At 70.6% G+C, this 24407-nt stretch carries 20 protein-coding genes; 6 read left to right on the plus strand and 14 right to left on the minus strand.

What is annotated here, in order from left to right; genetic code table 11:
- Positions 1-300 precede the first annotated feature (300 nt).
- The 6 genes from DDV73_RS15070 to DDV73_RS15095 all read right to left on the minus strand — a co-directional run bounded on the left by DDV73_RS15070 (position 301) and on the right by DDV73_RS15095 (position 7027).
- A complete protein-coding gene (locus tag DDV73_RS15070; protein ID WP_109508155.1) occupies positions 301-1269 on the minus strand; it encodes an ROK family protein in 969 nt (322 codons plus the stop codon).
- Complete coding sequence (locus DDV73_RS15075) at positions 1269-2690, minus strand: glycoside hydrolase family 3 protein (RefSeq protein WP_109508079.1); 1422 nt, start codon at positions 2688-2690, stop codon at positions 1269-1271. Before DDV73_RS15075 ends, DDV73_RS15070 begins: the two co-directional genes overlap by 1 nt.
- Positions 2687-3541: a carbohydrate ABC transporter permease gene (locus DDV73_RS15080; RefSeq protein WP_240617299.1), complete on the minus strand. Its 855-nt coding sequence runs from the start codon at positions 3539-3541 to the stop codon at positions 2687-2689. Before DDV73_RS15080 ends, DDV73_RS15075 begins: the two co-directional genes overlap by 4 nt.
- A 3-nt stretch (positions 3542-3544) precedes the next feature.
- Positions 3545-4444: a carbohydrate ABC transporter permease gene (locus tag DDV73_RS15085; RefSeq protein WP_109508080.1), complete on the minus strand. Its 900-nt coding sequence runs from the start codon at positions 4442-4444 to the stop codon at positions 3545-3547.
- Between the two features lie 104 nt (positions 4445-4548).
- Complete coding sequence (locus DDV73_RS15090) at positions 4549-5826, minus strand: extracellular solute-binding protein (RefSeq protein WP_109508081.1); 1278 nt, start codon at positions 5824-5826, stop codon at positions 4549-4551.
- 79 nt (positions 5827-5905) lie between these two features.
- Positions 5906-7027 carry an ROK family transcriptional regulator gene (locus DDV73_RS15095; RefSeq protein WP_109508082.1) on the minus strand — a complete coding sequence of 374 codons (1122 nt, stop codon included), beginning with the start codon at positions 7025-7027 and terminating at the stop codon, positions 5906-5908.
- A 40-nt stretch (positions 7028-7067) separates the two neighbouring features.
- Here DDV73_RS15095 and DDV73_RS15100 point away from each other — a divergent pair, with 40 nt between their 5' ends.
- Positions 7068-8159 carry an ABC transporter ATP-binding protein gene (locus tag DDV73_RS15100; protein ID WP_109508083.1) on the plus strand — a complete coding sequence of 364 codons (1092 nt, stop codon included), beginning with the start codon at positions 7068-7070 and terminating at the stop codon, positions 8157-8159.
- A 213-nt stretch (positions 8160-8372) separates the two neighbouring features.
- On the opposite strand, the gene DDV73_RS15105 is transcribed toward DDV73_RS15100, so the two are convergent.
- The 3 genes from DDV73_RS15105 to DDV73_RS15115 all read right to left on the minus strand — a co-directional run bounded on the left by DDV73_RS15105 (position 8373) and on the right by DDV73_RS15115 (position 12207).
- A complete protein-coding gene (locus tag DDV73_RS15105; protein ID WP_109508084.1) occupies positions 8373-9503 on the minus strand; it encodes a trypsin-like serine protease in 1131 nt (376 codons plus the stop codon).
- A gap of 232 nt (positions 9504-9735) precedes the next feature.
- Complete coding sequence (locus DDV73_RS15110; RefSeq protein ID WP_109508085.1) at positions 9736-10884, minus strand: trypsin-like serine protease; 1149 nt, start codon at positions 10882-10884, stop codon at positions 9736-9738.
- 126 nt (positions 10885-11010) lie between these two features.
- Positions 11011-12207: a saccharopine dehydrogenase family protein gene (locus DDV73_RS15115; RefSeq protein WP_240617300.1), complete on the minus strand. Its 1197-nt coding sequence runs from the start codon at positions 12205-12207 to the stop codon at positions 11011-11013.
- Positions 12208-12327: 120 nt separating this feature from the next.
- Here DDV73_RS15115 and DDV73_RS15120 point away from each other — a divergent pair, with 120 nt between their 5' ends.
- The 3 genes from DDV73_RS15120 (at position 12328) to DDV73_RS15130 (ending at position 15561) form a co-directional block, all read left to right on the plus strand.
- A complete protein-coding gene (locus tag DDV73_RS15120; RefSeq protein WP_109508086.1) occupies positions 12328-14247 on the plus strand; it encodes a beta-propeller domain-containing protein in 1920 nt (639 codons plus the stop codon).
- 157 nt (positions 14248-14404) lie between these two features.
- Positions 14405-14725 carry a DUF2277 domain-containing protein gene (locus DDV73_RS15125; RefSeq protein ID WP_240617301.1) on the plus strand — a complete coding sequence of 107 codons (321 nt, stop codon included), beginning with the start codon at positions 14405-14407 and terminating at the stop codon, positions 14723-14725.
- On the plus strand, positions 14722-15561 hold the full coding sequence (locus DDV73_RS15130; protein WP_109508087.1) for an NAD-dependent protein deacetylase: 840 nt from the start codon (positions 14722-14724) through the stop codon (positions 15559-15561). The genes DDV73_RS15125 and DDV73_RS15130 overlap by 4 nt, the downstream gene beginning before the upstream one ends.
- Here the strand turns inward: DDV73_RS15130 and DDV73_RS15135 are convergent.
- Both DDV73_RS15135 and DDV73_RS15140 read right to left on the minus strand, forming a co-directional pair.
- Positions 15558-16478 (minus strand): NADP-dependent oxidoreductase, encoded by a 921-nt coding sequence (locus tag DDV73_RS15135; RefSeq protein ID WP_109508088.1) that lies wholly within the window; start codon positions 16476-16478, stop codon positions 15558-15560. The two genes, DDV73_RS15130 and DDV73_RS15135, sit on opposite strands and share 4 nt — an antisense overlap.
- Before the next feature lie 50 nt (positions 16479-16528).
- A complete protein-coding gene (locus tag DDV73_RS15140) occupies positions 16529-17215 on the minus strand; it encodes an iron-dependent transcriptional repressor DtxR (protein ID WP_109508089.1) in 687 nt (228 codons plus the stop codon).
- Positions 17216-17269: 54 nt separating this feature from the next.
- On the opposite strand from DDV73_RS15140, the gene DDV73_RS15145 reads away from it, so the two are divergent.
- Both DDV73_RS15145 and DDV73_RS15150 read left to right on the plus strand, forming a co-directional pair.
- Entirely contained in the window at positions 17270-18064 is a 795-nt protein-coding gene (locus tag DDV73_RS15145) for a hypothetical protein (RefSeq protein ID WP_206050891.1), read from the plus strand.
- The gene (locus tag DDV73_RS15150; RefSeq protein WP_109508159.1) at positions 18061-19653 is read left to right on the plus strand and encodes a glycoside hydrolase family 13 protein; all 1593 of its coding nucleotides are present in this window, start codon (positions 18061-18063) and stop codon (positions 19651-19653) included. The genes DDV73_RS15145 and DDV73_RS15150 overlap by 4 nt, the downstream gene beginning before the upstream one ends.
- On the opposite strand, the gene DDV73_RS15155 is transcribed toward DDV73_RS15150, so the two are convergent.
- From DDV73_RS15155 to DDV73_RS15165, 3 genes are all read right to left on the minus strand, one after another.
- The gene (locus DDV73_RS15155) at positions 19636-20106 is read right to left on the minus strand and encodes a MarR family winged helix-turn-helix transcriptional regulator (RefSeq protein ID WP_109508090.1); all 471 of its coding nucleotides are present in this window, start codon (positions 20104-20106) and stop codon (positions 19636-19638) included. The genes DDV73_RS15150 and DDV73_RS15155 overlap by 18 nt on opposite strands.
- The gene (locus tag DDV73_RS15160; protein ID WP_109508091.1) at positions 20103-21662 is read right to left on the minus strand and encodes an MFS transporter; all 1560 of its coding nucleotides are present in this window, start codon (positions 21660-21662) and stop codon (positions 20103-20105) included. The genes DDV73_RS15155 and DDV73_RS15160 overlap by 4 nt, the downstream gene beginning before the upstream one ends.
- 746 nt (positions 21663-22408) lie before the next feature.
- Positions 22409-24328 (minus strand): ABC transporter ATP-binding protein, encoded by a 1920-nt coding sequence (locus DDV73_RS15165; protein ID WP_109508160.1) that lies wholly within the window; start codon positions 24326-24328, stop codon positions 22409-22411.
- Positions 24329-24407 lie beyond the last annotated feature (79 nt).

Genomic DNA, 24407 nt, shown 5'->3' on the forward strand with positions numbered 1-24407 from the left:
AGTTCGTCGCCAGTAGCCGTCGTCCAGGTGCGCGCAGCGCAAGGCCGAGGAGGGAGGCGTGGCGGTGCCACGTCGACCGACGAGAACGCAGCGATGTGCGTGCCTGGGCGGCGGGGACTGGCGACGAACTTCTGACTCGGGACACTAGGGCGCCTCACGATCACTCGCGCTGCATGACTGGCGGCGGGTTGTTCGTCGCAGCGTGGCTGCTGCCCTGAGCTCGGGCGGGGCGCTCCGACCGCCAGTCGCCGTTGGTGATCCAGGTGTGTCACTAACGGCGGCCGTAGTGACACACCTGGATCACCAGCCGCCCGGCCCACTCGACCGGCGCCGAGAGCCGACCCCGACTGAACGGCGTTCCGGGCCCTGCCCGCCGAGGAGCGCGGCGCCCAGGGCGGCGACCGGGACCTCGAGCGGAGCGAGCAGCACCCGGCCCGGCAGGTCCAGCGAGCGGAGGAACGCTGACGACTCCGCCTGCGCGGCGAGTGCCTGGGCGACCGCGACCCGCAGCCGGTCGCCGACCTGGGCGACGCCGCCGCCGAGGACGACGTACTCGGGGTCGACGGCGAGGCAGAGCAGCCGGACCGCGTCGGCGACCCGCGCCGAGAACTCGTCGCGCACCGTCACCGCCCGCTGGTCGCCGGCAGCCGCGGCGTCGAACAGCGCCAGCGCGGGAGGTACGTCGGCACTCGGCCAGGCCGCGGCCACCGCCGAGCCGGACGCGAACGTCTCCAGGCAGCCGATCTGCCCGCATTGGCAGCGCCGGCCGGACGGGTCGACCGGGACGTGGCCGATCTCGCCGGCGGCGCCGTGCGCGCCACGTCGGAGCCGGCCGTCCTGGACCACGGCGGCGGCCAGCCCGGTGCCCAGGCTGAGGTAGGCGAGGTCGTCGTGGCCGAGGACCCGCGCGGCGCCGAGGGCGGCCGCGTTCACGTCGTTCTCCACGACCACCCGAGCCCCGGTACGCCGGGTGAGCTGTTCGCCGATCGGGAACCACTCGGCCTCAACGCCGAGGTTCACCGCGTGCTTGACCGCGCCGCGAGCCGCGTCGACCAGGCCCGGGATGCCGACGCCGACCGTGCCATCCAGCCGTTCCCCGGTGGCGTCGCGCAGTTCCTCGACCACCGCCGCGGCCGCGCCGACCACCTCATCGCCGCCGGTCGGCGTGGTGGCGAGCACCTCCGCCCGCACCCGGCCGTCCGCTCCCGCGGCAACACCCAGCATCTTGGTGGCCCCGATATCGAGTCCCACCATCAGTTCCCCCGTCATCACCGCCATCCTGCCTCGCGCAGGACCTCCTCCACTGCCGCAACGGTCGGGCGCGAGTTGCCCCGGGTGCAGATCCGGGCGACCCGGCTGTGCGGGTCCCCAGTTGTGCCGGGGCCCGGCCAGCCCCACTCGACCACGACCGAGCTGCCGTTTAGACCGGCGAGCATCGCGCCGACCTCGGGCCGGCGATGGGCGTCGCGGACCTGGACCACGAGCGGCCCGGCGGGCAGCGCCTCTCCTGGAGTGACGACCAGGTCGGGCCGGACCCCCCACGGTCCCGGCCCGACCGCGATGTTGGCTGTGGTCTCGATGCTCGCCACCCGCGCGCCGGTCAGGTCCGGCAGCTCGCCGTCCACGATCAGCGCGGCCCGGGCAGCGGCTCGCAGCTGGTCGGCGCCCGGCATCGGCGTACCGGCCGCGGCGTCTGTCGGCGTCGGCCGGACCCGGCCGACCCGCTCGGCGGCGTCGTACAGCCGCTCAGCCGGCAGCCGGCCGCTCTCGACGGCCGCGACGACCGCGCCTTGGATCTCGCGCACCAGCTCGGCCGGCTTGTCCGGGCCGATGCACAGCAGGTCGGAGCCGGCGGCCAGTGCGAGTACGGCGGCCTCCGGGATCCCGCGGCCCTCCGACGCACCGGCCATGTCCAGCGCGTCGCTGACCACCACACCGTCGAAGCCGAGCTCGTCGCGCAGCAGCTGCGACATGATCCGGTGGCTGAAGGTGGCGGGAACGTCGCCGTCGAGCGCCGGCACCACGATGTGCGAGGTCATCACCGACGCCGCGCCGGCCCGGATCGCGGCCGCGAACGGCGCCAGCTCGCGAGCGTGCAGCGTCTCCTCGTCCGCCTGCAGGATCGGCAGGGTCAGGTGGCTGTCTTGGGCCGTGTCGCCGTGCCCGGGGAAGTGCTTCAGGCAGGCGGCGACGCCGGCCTCCTGCAGCCCACCGACCCAGGCCGCGACGTGGCGGGCGACCAGGTCGGGGTCGGCGCCGAAGCTGCGGGTGCCGATCACCGGGTTGTCGTCGTTGCTGTTGACGTCGGCGACCGGGCCGAGGTCGAGGTCGATGCCGACGGCTGCGAGATCGACACCGACGGCCCGGCCGGTGGCCGCCGTCAGCGAGAGGTCGTCGACCGCGCCCAGCGCGGCGGCGCCGAGGACCGGGCTACCGGTCCTGATGTGCAACCTGGTGACGTCGCCACCCTCCTCGTCGATCGCGATCAGCGCGGCCGGGCCGGCCGCCCGGATGGCCGCGGTCAGCGCCACGACGTCGTCGCGATCACCGGTCAGGTTCGACCCGAACAGGCAGATCCCACCGAGGCCCTCGGCCAGCAGCTCCGCCCACTCGGCGGGCAGCGACGGCCCGGCGAACGACGGCAGCAGGACCGTCAGGGCGGCGGTCTCCACGCTCGTCTCGGTGGTCATCCCTTCACCGCCCCGGCGGTGAGCCCGGCGACCATCCGGCGCTGCACGATCAGGAAGAAGACGATCACCGGGATCGTGATCAGCGTCGAGGAGGCCATGATCGCGCCCCAGTCGACGCCGCGGCTCCGCGACTCGGAGAACCCGATCAGCCAGACCGGCAGCGTCTCCTTCGCCGGGTCGGTCATCACCACCAGCGCGAGGGTGAACTCGTTCCAGGCCTGGATGAACCCGAACAGCCCGGTCGCGACCAGTCCGGGCGCGAGCAGCGGCAGGGTGACGGTGAAGAACGCCCGGAGCCGCGAGCAGCCGTCCATCATCGCGGCCTCCTCCAGCTCCATGGGTACGCCGTCCACGAAGCCGCGCAGCGTCCACACGGTGAACGGCAGCACGCTGGCGACGTACACGAGGGTCAGGCCGAACACCGAGTTGAGCAGGCTCATCCCCTCGAGCATCTTGTACTGGCTGATGAACAGGCCCTCGGCCGGGATCATCTGGATCAGCAGCAGGGTCATGATGAACGACGCCCGCCCGCGGAACCGGAACCTGCTCACCGCCACCGCCGCCAGGAAGGCGAACAACAGCGCGACCGCGACCGTCATCAGGGTGACGGCCAGGCTGGTGGTGAGCGCGTTGCGGAAGCCGTCGCCGTCCAGGACCCGGCCGTAGTTGTCGTTGGTCGGGTTCAGCGGGAGCCAGGTCTGGTCCTTGGTGCGGATCCGGTTGTTGGGCAGCGTCGACCGGCTGATCATCCAGTAGACCGGGAAGATGCAGACCAGCAGCACCGCCAGCCCGACCGCGTTCGCGGTCAGCCAGAGTGGTGTCGACGTACGGCGACGTCCGGGGGTGGCCACTGGTCAGTCCTCCTGCTTGAGCATCATGCGGATGTACGGCGCGGTCACCACGACGGTCAGCGCGAGCATGAACATCGCCGCCGCGGCGGCGGTGCCGAAGTCGCCGCCCTTGATCCCGAGCGAGTAGATGTAGGTGCCGAGCAGGTTCGTGTCGCGGGTGATCCCGCCGGCCTTCTGCAGGGTGTAGATCTGGGTGAAGACCCGTAGGTCCCAGATCAGCTGGAGCAGGAGCACCACCAGCAGCACCGGCCGGATCGACGGCAGCACCACGTGCACGAACCGCTGCCAGCCACCGGCCCCGTCGATCTCCGCCGCCTCGACCACGTCGTCGGAGACCTGGGTGAGCGCGGCGTACAGCGTGAAGACCACGAACGGCACGCTCATCCAGACCACGATCAGCGTGGCGACGGCGAAGAACGACATCGGCGAGGCCAGCCACGAGTGCGATTCGTAGTCGCCGCCCCACCAGGTGAGTACGGCGTTCACGGCGCCGTACTCGGTGTCGAAGAGGAACTGCCACACGATCATCGCGGCCACCACCGGCATCGCCCACGCCAGCAGCAGTCCGCACTGGGCAGCGATCCGGACCCAGCTGGTCATCTTGGTCATCAGCACCGCGATCCCCATCCCGATCCCGAGGGTGAGGGCGGCGTTCACGAAGCAGAAGATGACCGTCCGCAGCACCACCGTCCACAGGTACGAGTCACCGACCAGGTCCCGGTAGTTCTGGATCCCGACCCATTCGGGTGGTGCCCCGAACTGCTGCGCGAGACCGAAGCTCTGCAGCGACAGCACCACCTGCCGACCGAGCGGGTAGGCGAGGGCGAGTGCCAGCAGCGCGGCGGCGGGTAGCACCAGGCCGAGCGGCAGCGACGTACGCCGCGCACGCGAGCGTGCGGACATGGATGGATCTCCTCAAGGTGTCGAGTCGGTGGAGCCACCTCCTCCGACCGGTTCCCGAGTCCGGCCGGAGGAGGTGAGTCAGCGGTGCGTGTCGCGGGTGCGGATCAGCGCTGGAGCTCCTCGGTGATCCGCTCGTCGGCGTCCGCCGCGAGGTCCTCGACGTCACCGCCCTGCGCGATCTGGCTGAATAGGTCCTCCAGCACCCGAGTGCCCTCGACCACCGCCCAGTTCGCCGCGGCCGGCGTCAGCTTGGCGTTGGACGCGGCCGCGATCGTCGCCTGTGCGAACTCGTCGTCACCGAGCAGCGACGTGAGCGACTCCTTGGCCGGGGTGAGGCCGTTCTGGGCCAGGATCCCCTGGTAGTCCTCGCTCAACATCAGCGCGACCGCCTTGCGGGCCAGGTCCTGGTTGGGCGACTTCGCGGACACCGCGATGTCGGAGCCACCGAGGAGCACCGGAGCCGGCTGGCCGTCGGTACCGGGCAGTGCGAAGACGCCGACCTGCTTGGCCAGGTCCGGGCAGCCGCTCTTCGGGTCGGTCAGCATGCCGTAGACCCAGCCGGGACGCGACATCATGCCGATGTTCCCGGCACAGAACGGCGTGACCGGGTCCTCCTCGTTCGCGTCGGCCGGCGCACCGGACGCCTCGGTGAACAGCTTCTGGTAGGTGTCCAGACCCTCGAGCGACTCCGGCGTGGACAGCGTGCCGGACCACTCGTCGCCGTCCTGGGCCGCGAAGTCGCCGCCGGCGTTCCACAGGAACGCCGCACCGTCGCGCCAGTCCTGGCCGGGCAGCCAGTACCCGGAGAAGTCCTTCTCTCCGCTCTTCTTCTTGAGGGCGACCGCGGCGTCGACGAACTCCTCCATCGTGGTCGGGACCTCGAGGTTGGCCTGCTTGAGCAGGTCCTTGCGGTAGAAGACGTACGTCGAGCCCGCGTAGTAGGGCACCGCGTAGGTCTTGCCCTCGATGGTCGCGCCCTCGACGAAGCCCGGCAGCAGGTCGTCGCCGCCGAGGTCCGGCAGCGCACCGGTCAGGTCACTGAAGGCACCGGCCGTGGTGAACGTCGGGGCCTGGGTGTTGCCGACCTCGACCACGTCGGGCGTCTGGTCCTCCGAGGACAGCGCGGTCGTAAGCCGCTCGACCAGGCCGTCCCACTCCTGCTCCTCGATGGTGAGCGTGGAGCCGGGGTTCTCCTCCTCAAAGGTCGTCTTCAGCCAGTCGCGAGCCTCCTGAGGGGTGTCGGCGCCGTTCAGCCAGACGACCAGGTCGGCGGTCTTCGGACCGCCATCGGCCTCGTCGCCGTCATCATCGGAGCCACAGGCGGCGGTGACGCCCAGGAGGGCGATCACGGCCGCGGCGGCCAGTGTCTTGTTTATACGCACCGTTGTTCCTCTGCTTTCTCACTGTGCTGGTTTTCTTGGGAGAGCGGACCTCGGGCGGGGCCGCATCGATCGGGGGAGGTCACGAGACCCCCAGCTCGCCGGCGAGGACCAGACCGGTCGCGCCGACAAGTACGCCGTCGTCGCCGAGCTTGGATGCCCGGACCACGAACTGTTCGTTGGAGACCGGCATCACCTGCTCCGCGACGGTCTTCGCTGCCTGCCGGGCCAGCGGCTCGACAAGGTCGAGGGGCCCGCTGAGGACCACCTCACCGAGGTTGAGCGTCGCCACCACCGGGGCGAGTGCCGCGCCGAGCCGGCGTCCCGCGTCGGCGATCACGGCGGACTGGGTGCCGGCGGCGATCCGTCGCCGCAGCCGGGGTACGGCGAGGAACGTCTCCAGGCAGCCGCGCCCGCCGCAGGCACACTCCTCGCCGCCGGGGTCCACCCGCAGGTGGCCGAGCTCGCCGGCGGCGCTGCCGCGGCCGTGGAGCAGGGTGCCGCCGAGCACCAGCCCGGCACCGACGCCGGTGCTGATCCGCAGCAGCATCAGCCCGGCCTCGTCGCCGCCGCCGAAGGTGTACTCCCCGACGACGGCGGTGTTCGCGTCGTTGGCGACGTACGCCGGCTGGTCGAGGGCCGCCTGCAGGTCGGCGGCCAGCGCGAGGTCGTGCCAGCCGAGGTTCGGCGCGTCCAGCACGACGCCGTCCGGGCTGACCACGCCGGGGCTGGCCACGCCGACGCCGAGCAGCGGCCGGGTGGCGCGCTCGATCAGGCCCGCCGCGAAGTCGCGGACCACCTCGAACGCCGCCTCTCCGTGCCCTTCGAGCGGCCGGGCGGCGCGGGCGACGACCTCGCCGGTCAGGTTGAGTACGGCGCCCGCGACCTGGTCGTCAACGGACAGGTCGATGGCGACGATCTGCTTGGCGTCGGGGACAAGGCCCACCAGCGTCGGCGGCTTGCCGACGCGGATCTCGGCGGGCGCACCGAGCTCGGCGACCAGGCCCTCGTCGATCAGCTCGGCCACCAGGTCGGAGACGGTGACCCGGGTCAGGCCGGTGCTGCGCGCCAGATCGGCCCGGCTCGCCGGGCCGTCGGCGAACAGGTGCTGCAACAGCATCGACCGGTGGTGCCGACGGGAGTCGGCCCGGTGGAGCTTGGTCCGGTCCCGGTGTGGCCGGTCGGTGGGGGTGCGCCACGACATGTTTGTTAGTTCAACATACTTACATATATGGTGTCTAGGTATGGCGCGCATCACATTCGAAAAGGCCCGGCGCTGGTACGCCGGCGCCGACCGCCCGGCGGTCCCGGGCATCGACCTCGAGGTCCAGGACGGGGAGTTCCTCGTACTGGTAGGTCCCTCCGGCTGCGGCAAGACGACCACGCTGCGGATGCTGGCCGGACTGGAGGAGGTCGACAGCGGCCGGATCCTGATCGGCGACCGCGAGGTCACCCACCTCGCGCCGAAGGACCGCGACATCGCGATGGTCTTCCAGAACTACGCGCTCTACCCGCACAAGTCGGTGCGCGACAACCTCGCCTTCCCGCTCAAGATGGCTCGTGTGGAAGCCGGTGAGCGGGACCGGCGGGTCGACGAGGTCGCCGCGATGCTCGGGCTGACCGAGCTACTCGAGCGTCGGCCGAAGGCGCTGTCGGGCGGCCAGCGGCAGCGGGTGGCGATGGGCCGGGCCATCGTCCGGCAGCCGCAGGTGTTCTGCATGGACGAGCCGCTGTCCAACCTCGACGCCAAGATGCGGGTGCAGACCCGCGCCGACATCGCCGGGCTGCAGCGCCAGCTCGGGGTGACCACCGTCTACGTGACCCACGACCAGGTCGAGGCGATGACCATGGGCGACCGGGTCGCGGTCATGCACGAGGGCGAGCTCCAGCAGGTCGACACCCCGCTGGCGCTCTACGACCAGCCCGCCAACCTGTTCGTCGCCGGCTTCATCGGCTCCCCGCAGATGAACCTGCTCGAGGCCACTGTGGACGCCGGCCGGGTCCAGCTCGGCGGCTACCGGGTGCCGGTGGGCGACCCGGGCGTCAACGCGGTCACCGTCGGCGTCCGGCCGGAAGGCTGGCAGATCGTCGAGCCCGGCGAGGGCATCCCGGTCCAGGTCCAGCTCGTCGAGGAGCTCGGCTCGGACAGCTTCGCCCACGGCGAGGCCGACCTCGGTGACCGGGTCGCACGCGTCGCCGTACGCCTGCCCTCCCGTGGCGCGATCCCCGCCGACGGCCCGCTGTACGTCGCCGTCGAGCCCGGCCGGGCCCAGCTCTTCGACACCGAGAGCGGCCTCCGCGTGACTGCGGATTCGTTCGAGCTGCTCAAGAAATGAAGATGGCGCGCCGTCCCCCCACGGACCGGCGCGCCACCTCAGCCCGGATCCACCGATTGGCGCCGTTAGCTGCGCGTCGCCAGGCGGGTGCGATGGCAAGGCGGCGGAGCGAAGGCGGGCCGGCGGCCCGTCGAGTCTCCGCCAACGCAGCCAGCGTGCCCGCATGGTGGCGCGCAGCCGGCGGCCATCGGTGGATCCGGGCTCAGGGCGGGATCAGAGGTTGAGCGTCCAGGTGTCGATCTTGCCGACGTCCTGAGCGGCCGCGTCCCGGACCCGGAGCTTCCAGGTGCCGTTGCGAGGCTCGCTGCCGAGGTTGACGGTGTAGCTGCGGTTGATGTTGTCGGCGCTGCCACCGGAGCGGTTGTGCAGCGTGTACGTCGAGCCGTCCGGCGCGACGAGCGAGACGATCAGGTCACCGATGTAGGTGTGCTGGATGTTCACCGCGACCGTCGAGGACGTCGAGGCGTTGCCGGTGCAGCCGCTGACCGCGATCGAGGACTCGACGGTGCCCAGGTCGACGATCGTGACGTCGGTGCCGTTGGTCCGGCTGCAGCCGGTCGGCGGCGGTGTGGTTCCGCCGGACAGCTCGTCGGCCTTGGCGTTGATGGCGGAGGCGAAGTGGCTGACCTGGGCGTAGATGCCGTAGGCGTTCGGCCGGGCGCAGCCGTCACCCCACGACACGATGCCGACCTGGACGTAGCCGCTTCCGGTGCTCTTGACCATCGGGCCGCCCGAGTCACCCTGGCAGGTGTCGGTGCCACCCTGCGGGAAGCCGGCGCAGATCTCGGTGGTCTTGTTGAGGCGCGAGCCGTAGTAGTCGTCGCACGTGGTGTCCGGGACGAACGGCACGGTGGCCTTGAGCAGCCGGTTGCTGCCCGAGCCACCCTCGCTGGTGGCGCCCCAGCCCATGATCGTGAAGTTGCCGGTCTCGTGGGAGGTGTTGCCGAGCTGGATCAGCGGGGCGTTGGTGACCTTCGACTGGAGCTGGATCAAGGCCCAGTCGTTGCCGATGCTGCCGCTGTCCCAGACGTACTTGGAGTTGATGGTGGTGCCGCTGCCGAGGTTCACGTTGCCGTACTCGACTCGGATGCTGGTGTTGTTGCCGGTGCCGGACACGCAGTGGGCGGCGGTCAGGATGATGTCCTGGCGGATGAACGAGCCACCACAGCCCATCGACAGGTGGACGACCCAGGGAAACTCCCCCTGAGCGGCGGGGGTGCCACCGACGACGTTCGGGGAGATGTCCCCCGGGTCGTCGTCGGCCTGGGTGGGGGCCGAGACAAGGGCCAAGGCGATGATGAGACCGCCGAGAACAGCTGCCAATCTGGAGAAGCTGCGTTTCATCGTTGCTCCTAGCAGGGTACGCCGAGCGCGGGGCACGCCCGAGAGTGTGCGGAACGTATCCCCAGGGAGAACAACTGGGCAATAGATTCGACTGGACAGGTTCCGGACATGCCGGAAAATGTCAAATCGAGCGATCGTTTCGAAGGAGATCTCCGCCATCGTCATGAAATGGCGATGGCGCGCCATCCTGCCACGGACCGGCGCGCCATCTCGATAAGCGGTGAGGCTGGACTCAGAGGTTGAGGGTCCAGGTGTCGATCTTGCCGACGTCCTGAGCGGCCGCGTCCCGGACCCGGAGCTTCCAGGTGCCGTTGCGGGCCTCGCTGCCGAGGTTGACCTTGTAGGTCTTGCTGATGTTGTCGGCGCTTCCTCCCGAGCGGTTGTGCAGGACGTACGACGAGCCGTCGGGGGCGACGAGCGAGACAACCAGGTCACCGATGTAGGTGTGCTTGATGCTCACCGCGACCGTCGACGAGGTCGAGGCTTTGCCGGTGCAGCCGCTGACCGCGATCGACGAGCCCACGGTGGCCAGGTCGCGGATCATGACGTCGGCGCCGTTGGTCCGGCTGCAGCTGGTCGGCGGTGGGGTGGTGCCGCCCGACAGCTCGTCGGCCTTGGCGTTGATGGCGGCGTGGAAGTGGCTCACCTGGGTGTAGACGCCGGGCGCGTTGCGCTGCGCGCAGCCGTCGCCCCACGACACGATGCCGGTGAGGATCCAGGCGTCGTTCACTCGCTTGACCAGCGGGCCGCCGGAGTCACCCTGGCAGGAGTCCTTGCCGCCCGCTTCGAAGCCGGCGCAGATCTCGGTGGTCGCGTTCAAGCCGGAGTAGGAGCCGCCGTACGCCTTGCAGGTCGCGTCGGCGATGAACGGAACGTCGACCTTCAGCAGCCGGTCGCTGCCGGGGCCGCCCTCGCTGGTCGCGCCCCACCCAGCGGTGGTGAACGTGCCGTTGTCGTGGGCGGTGGTGGTCGCGAGCGGAACCAGCGCGACGCCGGTCGCCTTGGACTGGAGCTGGATCAGCGCCCAGTCCGCGCCGACGTCACCGTTGTCGTAGACGTACTTCGAGCGGATCGTGGTGCCGCTGCCGAGGTTCACGTTGCCGTACTCGACGGTGATGCCGGTGTTGCTGCCGGTGCCTTCCACGCAGTGGGCGGCGGTCAGGACGATGTCCTCGCGGATGAACTGTCCACCACAGCCCATCGACAGGTGCGCGATCCAAGGGAACTCTCCCGCGGCAGCGGGGGTGCCGCCGACGATCTTCGGCGGACTGCCGTCGTGGTTGTGTGCTTCGTCGTCTGCTTGAGAGGGCGTGGCGAACAGTCCGACGGCGATGGTGAGTCCGCCGACGAGTGCGGCGAGCTTGGTGGCGCTGCGTTTCATCGATGCTCCTAGCAGGGTACGCCGAGCGCGGGCCGCGCCCGAGGGTGAGCGGAAGTTACCCAGCGCAAGAACATCGGGACCACAGATTCGGCGGGCCGATCGCAGCCATGGCCGAAAATAGTCAGGTCAAGAGACCGTTTCGAAGGAGATCCCGGCCGCGCGCAGCCTGGCAAGCAGATTCTCGCCCATCGCGGTCGCCGTCGTGACCTGCCCCGAGGTCTTGGGGTTGTCGTCGAGCGCCAGGCACAGCGCCGACTCAGCGAGCATCTTCGAGGTCTCGCCGTACCCGGGGTCGCCGCCGGACACCCGGGTGCGCACGGTCTGCCCGCCGCCCTCACCCACGAAGTCGACGGTGAACCACGACTTCTCGCGGCGCCCCTCCGACGGACCCTGGCCCTGCTCCAGCTTGCCGAGCAGGAAGTTGCGGGCCGGCTTCACCTGCGCGGCGGCGGCGAGCAGGCCGACGCCCGCGACCCCGCCGGCGGCGTACCGCAGGGTCTTGGTGCCGGCGTAGTGGGAGTAGCGGAACTCGGGTCCGTACGACGGCAGCGCGGCGCCGCTGCGGGCCACGATGAACGGATCGATCGTCGGCAGCGGCAGCAGGTAGTAGCCGAGCACCTTGTCGCGGTGCGGCTTGCCCTGGACGGCCCGCGAGGAGCGGCCTTCCAGGCGCGGCTCGGCCTTGCGCCGCGCCTTCATCGCCTCGCGCATCTGGCGCGCCCGCTGGAACGCGGTCATCGCGGAGTGGAAGGTGCCGCCCGACGGCTGGCCCGACGCGCGGACCACGCCGCGCAGCGTGATCGGCACGTCCTTCGGAAGCAGCCCGACGGTGTACATCGCGCCGAGGTCGTGCGGGATCGAGTCGAACCCGCAGGCGTGCACGATCCGGGCCCCGGAGTCGACTGCGGCCTGGTGGTGACGGACGTACATGGTGTCGATGAACTCGGGCTCGCCGGTGAGGTCGAGGTAGTCGGTGCCGGACTGCGCGCAGGCGGCGACCAGCGGCTCGCCGTACGTCAGGTAGGGGCCGACCGTGGTGATCACCGACCGGGTCTGCGCAGCCAGGTCGCGCACCGAGCTCTCGTTGGTCACGTCGGCGTGCAGCAGCGGCAGCTTCTCGAGGCGCTCGTCGATCGCGGCCAGCCGGGAGCGGACCCGCGCCAGCTTCTCCTCGTTGCGGCCGGCCAGTGCCCAGCGCAGCCCGTCGGGAGCGTGCTGAGCGAGGTACTCGGCGGTGAGCCGGCCGGTGAACCCGGTGGCGCCGAACAGCACGACGTCGAACTCGCGGTCCTTGCTCATGTCACTGCTCTTGTCGCTGCTCATGGGCGCCATGCTTCCTTACGCACGATCGTGCGGGAACCCCGCGTGAGTCATTTCACGGGGAACCGGCCTCCCGGCGCCGCCGTCTGACACCCAGGCTTCGGCACATCGAGAGGAACGGTCATGGGCGGCAGGCAGCGGGCAGGGATCGCGATCGCAGCGGTGGGGATCTTGGGGGCAGGCTTCGCAGCCGGAAACGCGTTCGGGGGCGGCTCCGGCGGCTCGGCCGGCAATGGCAAGCCGGACGTCACCGGCGAGGAGATCAAGCCGGTCTCCGATACCCGCGCTCTCAAGCCGGTCGCGTCGTGCGAGGACCTGCTGGCCTACTACGTCGACCAGGGCCTGGAGCGGGTCACCGCGTGGGGCTGGGACGGGCCGATGCTGCGCGACGAGCTCTACATGTCAGGCGACTTCAGCCGGTCGGACGGCCTCTCGGCCACCGCGCCGGGCGCGGCCGAGGCGGCGCCGGTCGCACCGAAGGCGGCCGAGTCCAGTGAGACCGGCACCAACGTCCAGGAGGCGGGCGTCGATGAGCCGGACGTGGTCAAGACCAACGGCGAGCTCCTGGTCCGGATCGAGGGTGGCCGGCTGACGACGTACGACGTGAGCGGAAGCGCGCCGGAGCGGCTCGCCTCGCTCCGCGTACCGGGCGTCGACGAGGGCGAGATCCTGCTGGTAGGCACCCGGGTCGTGGTCCTCGACAGTGAGGAGTCGGGCGTCGGGGAGCCGACCTCGACCGTCGTGGTGACCGTCGACGTCTCGGCGCCGGACGCGCCAGAGGTGGTCCAGGAGACGACGTACGACACCGGGCTGGTGTCGGCACGGCAGTTCGGCGACACCGTCCGGCTGGTGGTCGAGGCGGGGCTGCCGGACCTCGACTTCGTGCTGCCCGGCGACGAGCGGACCGAGAACACCGCGGAGCGGCGCAACGAGAAGATCGTGCGCGAGTCCACGCTGGACGACTGGCTGCCGCACGTGACCGACGGGGACGGCAAGGAGAAGCGGCTGCTCGACTGTGGTGATGTCCGGATCCCCGACGAGAACGCCGGGCTCGGCACCGTCGCGATCGTGTCGTACGACGCGGCGGAGCCGACCGAGCGGCACGCCACCGGCGTGGTCGCCGACACCGACATCGCCTACGCCTCGACCGACCGGATCTACCTCGCCACCCGGGCCGGCGGCTTCGGCTGGTGCTGCTGGGACGTGCCGATCATGGAGGGCGACGTGATCCGGCGCGAGAGCGCTCCGAGCCGCGAGCTGAGCGGTACGACCGAGCTGCACTCGTTCACGCTGGAGGCCGGCCAGGCGAGGTACGAGGCCTCCGGGTCGGTCGACGGCTCGGTCGCGAACAGCTGGTCGATGGACTCCTACGACGGCGTACTCCGGGTCGCGGTCGGCGCCACCGAAGAGACCGGGAACTTCAACTCGATCGTGACGCTGGAGGAGGACGCCGGCGAGCTGATCGAGGTCGGTCGTCTCGACAAGCTCGGCGTGAACGAGGACATCAAGTCGATGCGGTGGTTCGACGGCCTGGCGATCATGGTGACGTTCCGACAGGTCGACCCGCTGTACGCCGTCGACCTGTCCTCGCCGGAGAAGCCGAAGCTTATCGGCCAGCTCAAGATCCCCGGCTACTCGTCGTACCTGCACCCGATCGCGCCCAAGCGGATCATCGGCGTCGGCCAGGCCGGCGGCGGCTGGGGCGACGGCGCTCAGGTCGGGCTCTTCAACACCGAGGACCTCAGCAAGCCGAGCCGGCTATCGCAGGTCACCTACGGCCGGGACACCACCGCCCTCGCCGGCGTCGACCCGCGCCAGTTCACCTGGCTGCGCGACAAGCACACCGCCCTCACCGTGATCTCGAAGGGCTACGACGGCCGCACCGGCTACGTGTCGGTCCTCGAGCTGCACGACGGCAAGATCTCCAACCGAATGATCGAGGCCGAGTACGGCAACGACGTCGCCGACGTCCGGCTGGTCCCGCTCCCGTCCGGCAAGGTCGTCCTGGTCACCGGCGACGACATCTCCTTCCTCAAGCTCTAGCTCCGCGACCCGGCCCGTGTTCACGCGGACGAGCGCTGACCCGGCCCGTGTTCACGCGGACGAGCGCTGACCCGGCCCGTGTTCACGCGAGCGAGCGCTGACCCGGCCCGTGTTGACACGGCGCATGTGAAGACGGGCCGGGTCGACGCTCTCTGGCGTGAACACGGGCCGGGTCGGTGATGTCCTGGTCCGGCGTACGCTCGGTGACATGTGCCGCAACATCCGACCCCTCCACAACTACGAGCCGCCCGCCACGCGTGACGAGGTGCACGACGCCGCACTGCAGTTCGTCCGCAAGATCAGCGGTACGACGAAGCCGTCGCAGGCCAACCAGGAGGCGTTCGACCGCGCGGTCGAGGAGATCGCGCACGTCACTCGCCATCTCCTGGACGAGCTGGTCACGACCGCCCCGCCGAAGAACCGCGAGGTCGAGGCGGCCAAGCGGCGGGCCAAGGCCGAGCTGCGCTACGCAAGATGAGCCTGGTCTCGGCCTCGGTGCATGGTGAGGCACGGGCGCTGCTGGCCGAGCGGCCGTTCGTCGCGCTGACCGGGGCCGGACTGTCGACCGACAGCGGGATCCCGGACTACCGCGGCCCGGGGTCGCCGGTACGGCAGCCGATGACCTACCAGGAGTTCGTCGCCGGCCCGGAGGCGCGGCAGCGCTACTGGGCGCGCAGCCACCTCGGCTGGGGCCGGATGAAGCAGGCCGCACCCAACGCCGGTCACCACGCGCTGGCCCGGCTGGACGCGGCCGGCCGGATGCCGCTGCTGATCACCCAGAACGTCGACGGCCTGCACGAGCGCGCCGGCGCCGAGCGCCTGGTCGCGCTGCACGGCCGGATCGCCGACGTGCGCTGCCTCGACTGCCGGGACCAGTCGTCGCGGGCAGTGCTGCACACCCGCCTGGAGTCACTGAACCCGGGCTTCGCCGGCCGGCACGCCGCCGCCGTCATGAGGCCGGACGGCGATGTCGAGCTCGACGACACCGGCGACTTCGTGGTGCCTGACTGCCTCGCGTGCGGCGGCGTACTCAAGCCGGACGTGGTCTTCTTCGGCGAGAACGTGCCTCCGGCTCGCGTCGCCCGCTGCTACGAGGCGGTCGATGCGCTGCCCGAGACCGAGGGCGCGCTCCTGGTCGCCGGCTCGTCGCTGGCGGTGATGAGCGGGTTGCGGTTCGTGAAGCGCGCGGCCAAGGCCGGTACGCCGGTCGTGATCGTCAACCGCGGCTCCACCCGCGGTGACGAGTACGCGACGTACAAGCTGGACGCGGGGTGCAGCGAGTTCCTCGCCGACGTGGCTGGACGCCAGAGCTAGCCGATCTCGAGGACCGCGCGGCCGGTGGTGTGCCCCGCCTCGACGTCGGCGAGCGCCGCGGCCGCCTCGGCGAACGGGTAGACCTGGACCACCGGCACCAGCTCCCCCTTCTCGACCAGCGCGGCCAGCTCGTCGAGCACCTCGCGCGCCGGAGCCTGCGCGCGGTCGACGACCGCGCCGCCGAGGTCCGCCACCCGGTCCTCGCCGACCGAGACCAGGCGCCCCACCGGGGCGAACGGCGCCGCAATGTCGAGGGCGTCACCACCGGCGGTATCGATGACGGCATCCACGCCGTTCGGCGCCGCGGCGCGGATCCGGTCGGCGACCTCGTCGGCCGTCCCGGCCGAGCTCACATGTACGGCGCCGAGGCCCGTCAGCAGCGCCTGCTTGGCCGGCGAGGCGGTGCCGACGACGGTCAGGCCGGCGCGCACCGCCAGCTGCACCAGCGGTACGCCGACGCCGCCACCCGCGCCGGTCACCAGCAGGGTCGTGCCGGTGGGCAGCGCGACCTGGGACAGCGCGTTGTGCGCCGTCGCGGAGGACACCGGGAGCGTGGCGGCATCGGTGAAGGAGACTGCGGACGGCTTGTGGGCCAGCAGGGCGGTGGTCACGGCGGTCTGGGTCGCGTAGCCTCCGGCATCGGTAGCGCCGAAGACCTCGTCACCGACCGCGAAGTCGGTCACGCCCGCGCCGACGCCGTCGACCACGCCGGCGATCGTCCGGCCGAGCACCGACGGGAAGTCCCGCTGCTCGAAGTCTCGGTGCCAGCCGGCCCGGAGCTTCCAGTCGACCGGGTTGACGGCCGCAGCCCGGACCCGGACCCGCACCTCGCCGGGGGCCGGACTGGGCTCCGGGATCTCACGGAGCTCTTGGACCTCGGGGCCGCCGTACTCGGTGAACACGAACGCTGTCGTCATGCTCCGGCCAACCCGCGTCGGCGGCCGGGCATGCCCCGTTCGCGGCGAGCTTAGAGCCGGCGGACGAAGATGTGCTCGGCGGCCTCGGGCATGATCTCGGCGGTCTCGCCGCCGGAGCCGACCAGGACGCCTTCGGGCGTCGCGACGATCGTGACGGTCTTGTCGGGCAGCGCGCCGACCCGGCGCAGGGCGCTCATCAGCACCTCGTCCTTCTGCATCTCCTCGGAGATCCGGCGCACGTGCACCCGCGCATCGTCGGGGCCGGCGACCTCGGACAGCGCCTCGACGCCGTCCATGAACTCCTCGCCCAGCTGCTCCTCGCCGAGCTCGTCGAGGCCAGGGATCGGGTTGCCGTACGGCGAGGACGTGGGGTGGCCGAGCAGCTCGACGAGGCGCCGCTCGACGGTCTCGGACATGACGTGCTCCCAGCGGCAGGCCTCGGCATGCACGAGCTCCCAGTCGAGCCCGATCACGTCGGTCAGCAGCCGCTCCGCGAGCCGGTGCTTGCGCATCACGCGCATCGCAAGCCGGTTGCCCTCGTCGGTCAGCTCGAGGTGCCGGTCGCCTTCGATGGTGAGCAGCCCGTCGCGCTCCATCCGAGCCACGGTCTGCGACACGGTCGGCCCGCTCTGGTGCAGCCGCTCGGCGATCCGGGCGCGCAGCGGCACGATGCCTTCCTCGACCAGCTCGTAGATGGTGCGGAGGTACATCTCGGTGGTGTCGATGAGGTCGCTCACTGCGCCATTCTTGCACTCGGAACCCACAGAACAGGGACAAGGCAGGATGGTCCCATGACCGAGCTGACGATCCCGGCCCGCTTCAGCGGCCCACCCACCTCAGCCAACGGCGGCTACACCGCCGGACTGCTCGCCGCGGCCCTGGCCGGCGACGGCGACACGCTGCCGAAGACGCCGGTCGAGGTGACCCTGCGCAAGCCGCCGCCGATGGAGACGGCGATCCCGCTGCAGCCTGCTGAGGACGGTCACCTGGTCGCGGGTGGCGAGGACGGTGTGGTCGCCGAGGCCAAGGTGTACGGCGGCGAGCTGGAGCCGGTCGCGCCGGTGACGTACGACGAGGCGGCCGCCGCGCAGGCGTCGTACCCGGGACTGGTCCGGCACCCGTTCCCGCGCTGCTTCGTCTGCGGACCCGACCGCGCCGAGGGAGACGGGCTGCGGATCTTCCCGGGCAAGGTCGGTGAGACCGACGGCGGCCTGCTCCGCGTCGCCGCCACCTGGACGCCCGGCGAGAGCGTGGCCGAGGAGCCGGGCCTGGCCTCGTTGCCGGCCACCTGGGCCGCGCTCGACTGCACCGGCGGCTGGGCCGGCGACCTCACCGAGCGCTGGATGGTGCTCGGGCGGCTGACCGGCCTGGTCCACTCGCTGCCAGCGATCGGGGCGCCCCACGTGGTGGTCGGCGAGGGCCGTGCGGCCGAGGGTCGCAAGGCGTTCACCGCGACCTCCCTGTACGACGACGCCGGCACCCTGCTGGCCACCGCCGAGCACGTGTGGATCTCCGTCGCCAGCGGAGCTCCGGGTTGGTCGACAACCGCTCCGCGATCGTCGACCGACCCGGCGGCCTTCTCATGAGCACCCCGCTGACCGGCCCGTGGTGGAAGCACGCGGTCTGCTACCAGATCTACGTCCGCAGCTTCGCCGACGCCGATGGTGACGGGGTCGGCGACCTGCCCGGGATCACCGCGCGGCTGCCGTACCTGAGCGACCTCGGCGTGGACGCCATCTGGATCACGCCGTTCTACACCTCGCCGCAGCACGACCACGGCTACGACGTCGCCGACTACTGCGACGTCGACCCGCTGTTCGGGACCCTGACCGACTTCGACGCGCTGCTCGGCCGCGCTCACGAGCTGGGGCTGCGGGTGATCGTCGACCTGGTGCCCAACCACACGTCCAGCGCGCACCCCTGGTTCCAGGCCGCGCTCGCCGCCGCGCCGGGAAGCCCGGAGCGGGCGCGCTACCTGTTTCGCGACGGCATGGGCGAGAACGGCGAGGAGCCGCCGAACAACTGGAAGTCAATCTTCGGCGGACAAGCATGGACCCGGGTTGAGGACGGCCAGTGGTACCTCCACCTGTTCGACACCACCCAGCCCGACCTGGACTGGACCCACCCCGAGGTCCCGGCGATGTTCGAGGACGTGCTGCGGTTCTGGCTGGACCGTGGGGTCGACGGGTTCCGGATCGACGTCGCCCACGGGATGTACAAGGCACCCGGCCTGCCCGACGCCGACTACTCGGCGCCGCACCCGGTGGGCCCGCTGGACCAGGACGACCCGTCGATGGTCGACCTGCCCAGCAAGGACGAGCCGATGTGGGACCAGCCGGAGGTGCACAACCTCTACCGGCGCTGGCACCAGATCCTCGCGTCGTACGACGGCGACCGGATGGGCGTCGCGGAGGCCTGGACCGCCACTCCCGAGGCGATGGCGCACTACGTCCGCCCGGACGAGCTGCAGCAGACGTTCAACTTCCACTGGCTGAGCGCCCCGTGGTCCGCGGCGGCGTTCGCCGAGGTGATCACCGGGACCCTGGATGCGGTCGGCTCGGTCGGCGCATCGGCGACCTGGGTGCTCAGCAACCACGATGTGATCCGGCACGTCACCCGGTACGGCGGCGGCGCCCGCGGGCAGGCACGCGGTCGCGCGGCACTGCTCGCGATGCTGGCGCTGCCTGGATCGGCGTACATCTACCAGGGCGAGGAGCTCGGCCTGGAGCAGGTCGCCGTACCACCCGAGCTGCGCCGCGACCCGCGCTCGCTGGTCACCGGCCTGGTCGGCCGGGACGGCTGCCGGATCCCGCTGCCGTGGGGCGGCGAGCAGCCGCCGTACGAGTTCGGGCCGACCGCCGGCCAGCCGTGGCTGCCGCAGCCGGAGGCCTGGGCGGCGCTGAGCGTAGCCGCGCAGAAGGGCGTGGCCGGCTCGACGCTGGAGTTCTACCGGGAGGCGCTGGCGGTACGCCGTACCTTCGCGGAGACGGCCGGCGACGAGGTCGAGATGCTCGACCTGGGCGCCGACGTGCTGGCGTTCCGGCGCGGTGACCTGGTCTGCCTGCTCAACTGCGGAGCGACCGCGGTCGAGGTGCCGGAGGGCGAGGTGCTGCTGTGCAGCGGCGATGTGCCCGGCGCCTCCGACACGACGACGTGGTTACGGTCCCCACACTGAGTTGTAGCGGGTGAGCGCGTCGGCGAGCTGCTCCAGGTCCTCCTGCGACCACTCGCCGAGGCGCTCCTGGAACCGCTTGCGGCGGGCCCGGCGCAGGGCGTCGGTGCGCTCGCGGCCGAGGTCGGTCAGCCGGACCAGCTGGGCGCGGCCGTCGTCGGGGTCGGGCACTCGCTCGGCCAGCCCGAGCCCGATCACCTCGCTGACCGCCCGGCTCAGGCCGCCCTTGTCGAGGTCGATGATCTCGGCGAGCTCGCCCTGCCGGCGCTCGCCGCGCTGCGCGAGGGTCTGGATGACGGCGTACCCGTTGAGGCCGAGGGCCGGGTCGACCTCGCGCGCTCCCTCGCGCTCCTTGCGCCGGAACCGCCGGCCCATGAACCACAGCTGAGACTCGACCTCGAGCATCGCGCGTTGCCGGGCCTGTCTGTCTGTCTCGCTCTCGGCCTTCGTGGTCACGCGGCCACCTCCACCTCGTCGTCTCGGTGGATGGTAGTCCGCAGCGGAACCTCGCGGATCAGCAGAACGCAGACCAGCGCGATCACCGCGAACGGAACCGCGACCAGGAAGATGTGGCCGGTCGCGTCCCCGAACGCCGCCTCGAAGACCGCGCGCACCGGCGGCGGCAGCTCGCGCATGTCGGGTACGGCGCGGCTGCCGCTCTCGTCGACGGCGATGCCGAGCTTGGCCAGCCCGTGAGTGACGTCCTCGGACACCTGGTGGGCCAGGATCGCGCCGAGCACCGAGACGCCGACCGAGCCGCCCATGGAGCGGAAGAACGCGACGACCGAGCTGGTGGCGCCCATGTCGCGCTGCGCGGCGTTGTTCTGTACGGCGAGCACGAGGTTCTGCATCGTCGCGCCGAGGCCGAGGCCGAGCACCGCCATATAGAGGCCGACCACAACCAGGTTGGTCGACTCGTCGATGGTCGCCAGCAGAATCAGCCCGATCACGACCGCGACCATGCCGGCAACCAGGTAGCGCTTCCAGAGGCCGGTCGTGGCAATGATCCGGCCGGTGACGACGCTCGACACCACGAGGCCGCCGACCATCGCGATCGACATCAGGCCGGCGTTGGTGGGCGTCATCCCGCGGGAGATCTGGAAGTACTGGCTCAGGTAGACCGTCGAGCCGAACATCGCGATGCCGACCATCACCGAGGCGACGGTGGCCAGGCTGATGGTCCGGTCGGCGAACAGATGGAGCGGGATGATCGGCTCGCGGGCGACCTTCGCCTCGACGTACACCGCGGCGACCAGGAGGCCGACGCCGACCGCCACGAGGACGGCCGTCGTACCGGACAGCCACGCGAACTGGTGGCCGGCCAGCGACACCCAGATCAGCAGCACCGAGACGCCGCACGCGATCAGCGTCGCGCCGAGGTAGTCAATGTGCACCTCGCGGCGCACGGTGGGCAGGTGCAGGGTGCGCTGGAGTACGACGAACGCGAGGGCCGCGAACGGGATGCCGACGTAGAAGCACCAGCGCCAGCCGAGGCCGGGCGTGTCCACGATCAGGCCGCCGATCAACGGGCCGGTGACCGTGCCGAGCGCGAAGACCGCGCCCAGGTAGCCGGAGTAGCGGCCGCGCTCGCGCGGCGAGACCATCGTCGCGATCACGACCTGCACCAGCGCGGTGAGGCCGCCGACGCCGAGACCTTGGACGGCGCGCGAGGCGATCAGCGTGCCCATGTTGGGCGAGACAGCCGCGAACAGCGACCCGACCACGTAGATCACCAGCGCCGACTGGACCAGCACCTTCTTGTTGAAGAGGTCGGCGAGCTTGCCCCAGACCGGCGTGGACGCGGTCATCGTCAGCAGCGTCGCGACCACGACCCAGGTGTAGCCGGACTCGCTGCCGTCGAGGTCGGACACGATCCGCGGCAGCGCGTTGGAGACAACAGTCGAGGAGAGGATCGCGACGAACATCGCGATCAGCAGTCCCGACAGCGCCTCCAGGACCTCGCGGTGGGTCATCGGTGGGGCCTCGTCGTACGGCTTGGGTGTGACGGTCAACGCGGTGCGGCTTTCAGTCGAGATCGGATTAGTTGCGGATCTCAACTTACGCTCGGTGGTTGTGAATCACAACTACTTGGGCATGCGATCCCGCTCACGTGCGTCGACATGGGCGGCGGGGCGGGGGATGGGACAGCCCGCAGGCGGCGACCTGCGGGCTGGAGCGGAATCCGCCACGCACGGGTGCGGCACTTCTCGGGTACCCCCCGGCCCAGTGACGGGTGCTAGGCGACCGCACCGTGCAGATCCGCTCAACCCCCCATATGCAGGTTAGACGCGACGACCGTCGGCTCGCGTTGGCACTGGGGGTCACAGGTCGGCATCGAATCGGTACCGGAAATAGGGACGGCCCGCAGGCGTTGGTGCTTGTGCACCGTCTCCGGCGGACTTGTACCGGAGCGCCTGCGGGCCGGGTGACTACCCTTGAATTGCCAGCGGCTTCTCGACACCACTGGCTGCGAGTCGCTTCGGAGGTGACCCCGGTACGTCGTACCACGGGTCCTCGACGACTCGCTTCTCTGCGGTGGAGCTGCTAGCGGGCAGCCACCTCACGCGTCCTAAAAGAATTCACTTCTGGACCACCTCCTTTCCCGTGTCCCACAAACGTACGGCCCCTCCCGCACCGCCACAAGGGAATTAACGCCTGCCGACATCCGGAGGCCTCGAGCAGCGCGACCGCGATAGTCCAGAACGTTTGACATCACTTCTGGGCCGAAAGTGATGTCAACCGTTCTGGACTATCCCCCTCACGCGCTGACTGCGGCGGCGAACTGGGAGCGGTAGAGGGCGGCATAGGCGCCGTCGGCGGCGAGCAGGGAGTCGTGGGTGCCCTGTTCGACGATCGAGCCGTTCTCCATCACCAGGATCAGGTCGGCGTCGCGGATCGTGGAGAGGCGGTGGGCGATCACGAACGACGTGCGGTCGGTGCGGAGGGCGGCCATCGCGTGCTGGAGCAGCAGCTCGGTGCGGGTGTCGACCGACGACGTGGCCTCGTCCAGGATCAGCAGCGCCGGGTCGGCGAGGAAGGCCCGCGCGATGGTGATCAGCTGGCGCTCGCCGGCCGAGACTCCTCCGCCATCTTCGTTGATCACGGTGTCGTAAGAGTCCGGGAGCGAGTGCACGAAGCGGTCCACGAAGGTCGCCTTCGCCGCCGCGAGGATCTCCTCCTCGGACGAACCCGGCCGGCCGTAGCCGATGTTGTCGCGGATGGTGCCCTCGAACAGCCAGGTGTCCTGCAGCACCATCCCGATCCGCGATCGCAGCTCCCCGCGCGGCATCGACGCGATGTCGACCCCGTCCAAGGTGATCCGGCCGCCGTCGAGCTCGTAGAACCGCATCACCAGGTTGACCAGCGTGCTCTTGCCGGCACCGGTGGGACCGACGATGGCAACCGTCTGGCCGGGGTGTACGTCGAGCGAGAGGTCCTCGATCAGCGGCTTGTCCTCGTCGTACCGGAAGGAGACGTCCTCGAACACGACCTCGCCGAAGTCGTTGGCCGCGACCTTGGTGGTCTCGACGACGCTCGCTGGCGCTCGCTGCTCGACCACCCGGGATCCAGACTCCTCCTCGGCGTCGAGCAGCTCGAATACCCGCTCGGCGGAGGCGACGCCGGACTGCAGCAGGTTGACCATCGACGCGACCTGGGTGAGCGGCTGGGTGAACTGGCGGGAGTACTGGATGAAGGCCTGGACGTCGCCCAGCGACATCGTGCCGTTGGCGACCCGGAGACCGCCGAGGACGGCGATCACGACGTAGTTCAGGTTCCCGATGAACATCATCACCGGCATGATCAGCCCGGACACGAACTGCGCTCCGAACGACGCCTTGAACAGCTCGTCGTTCTGCTCCTCGAACGCCTGCTCCACCTCGTGCTGGCGGCCGAAGACCTTGACCAGCGAATGGCCGGTGAAGGCCTCCTCGATGTGCGCGTTGAGCTTGCCGGTACGCCGCCACTGCTGGATGAACATCCCCTGCGAGCGCTTCATGATCCGGCCGGTCACCAGCATCGTGATCGGCACCGTGACCAGGGCGACCAGGGCCAGCGTCGGCGAGATCCAGAACATCATCGCCAGCACCCCGACGACCGTCAGCAGCGAGGTAAGCAGCTGGCTCATGGTCTGCTGCAGGCTCTGGCTGATGTTGTCGATGTCGTTGGTGACCCGCGACAGCAGCTCGCCGCGCGGCTGCTTGTCGAAGTAGCGCAGCGGCAGCCGGTTGATCTTCTCCTCGACGTCCTCGCGCATCCGCCGCACCGTGCTCTGGACGACATCGTTGAGCAGGTAGCCCTGCAGGAACGCGGCGATCGACGACGCGACGTACACGCCGAGGACCAGCAGGAGTACGCCGCCCACGGCGCCGAAGTCGACACCCTGACCGGGCACCACCTCCATCCCGCTGAGCATGTCGGCGAGCTGGCCGTCGCCGCGGTCGCGCAGCGTCTCGAGCGCCTGCTCCTTGGTGGCACCAGTCTCGCCGAGCTGGCGGCCGAAGAGGCCCGCGAAGATCAGGTCGGTCGCGCGGCCGAGGATCTTCGGGCCGATCACCGCGAACGCGACCGACAGCACCGCGAGCCCGACGACGCCGACGACCTTGCCGCGGTCCGGCCGCATCCGCGCGATCAGCCGCTTGGCCGAGGGGCCGAAGGTCATCGCCTTCTGGCCGACCATGCCACCACCGAACGGGCCGCGGCCCGGACCGGGCCCCTGGACGACGCGCTCGGTCTCCTTGAGCTGCCCGCCCTTCTCG

This window comes from Nocardioides speluncae (assembly GCF_003121585.1).
Classification (GTDB): domain Bacteria; phylum Actinomycetota; class Actinomycetes; order Propionibacteriales; family Nocardioidaceae; genus Nocardioides; species Nocardioides speluncae.

Excerpts from the sequence above, each read along its gene's own strand:
- DDV73_RS15070 (WP_109508155.1), bottom strand. The coding sequence starts at position 1,269 with ATGACGGGGGAACTGATGGTGGGACTCGATATCGGGGCCACCAAGATG.
- DDV73_RS15075 (WP_109508079.1), bottom strand. The coding sequence starts at position 2,690 with ATGACCACCGAGACGAGCGTGGAGACCGCCGCCCTGACGGTCCTGCTG.
- DDV73_RS15085 (WP_109508080.1), bottom strand. The coding sequence starts at position 4,444 with ATGTCCGCACGCTCGCGTGCGCGGCGTACGTCGCTGCCGCTCGGCCTG.
- DDV73_RS15095 (WP_109508082.1), bottom strand. The coding sequence starts at position 7,027 with ATGTCGTGGCGCACCCCCACCGACCGGCCACACCGGGACCGGACCAAG.
- DDV73_RS15100 (WP_109508083.1), top strand. The coding sequence starts at position 7,068 with ATGGCGCGCATCACATTCGAAAAGGCCCGGCGCTGGTACGCCGGCGCC.
- DDV73_RS15105 (WP_109508084.1), bottom strand. The coding sequence starts at position 9,503 with ATGAAACGCAGCTTCTCCAGATTGGCAGCTGTTCTCGGCGGTCTCATC.
- DDV73_RS15110 (WP_109508085.1), bottom strand. The coding sequence starts at position 10,884 with ATGAAACGCAGCGCCACCAAGCTCGCCGCACTCGTCGGCGGACTCACC.
- DDV73_RS15115 (WP_240617300.1), bottom strand. The coding sequence starts at position 12,207 with ATGAGCAGCGACAAGAGCAGTGACATGAGCAAGGACCGCGAGTTCGAC.
- DDV73_RS15120 (WP_109508086.1), top strand. The coding sequence starts at position 12,328 with ATGGGCGGCAGGCAGCGGGCAGGGATCGCGATCGCAGCGGTGGGGATC.
- DDV73_RS15130 (WP_109508087.1), top strand. The coding sequence starts at position 14,722 with ATGAGCCTGGTCTCGGCCTCGGTGCATGGTGAGGCACGGGCGCTGCTG.
- DDV73_RS15135 (WP_109508088.1), bottom strand. The coding sequence starts at position 16,478 with ATGACGACAGCGTTCGTGTTCACCGAGTACGGCGGCCCCGAGGTCCAA.
- DDV73_RS15145 (WP_206050891.1), top strand. The coding sequence starts at position 17,270 with ATGACCGAGCTGACGATCCCGGCCCGCTTCAGCGGCCCACCCACCTCA.
- DDV73_RS15150 (WP_109508159.1), top strand. The coding sequence starts at position 18,061 with ATGAGCACCCCGCTGACCGGCCCGTGGTGGAAGCACGCGGTCTGCTAC.
- DDV73_RS15165 (WP_109508160.1), bottom strand. The coding sequence starts at position 24,328 with ATGGTCGGCCAGAAGGCGATGACCTTCGGCCCCTCGGCCAAGCGGCTG.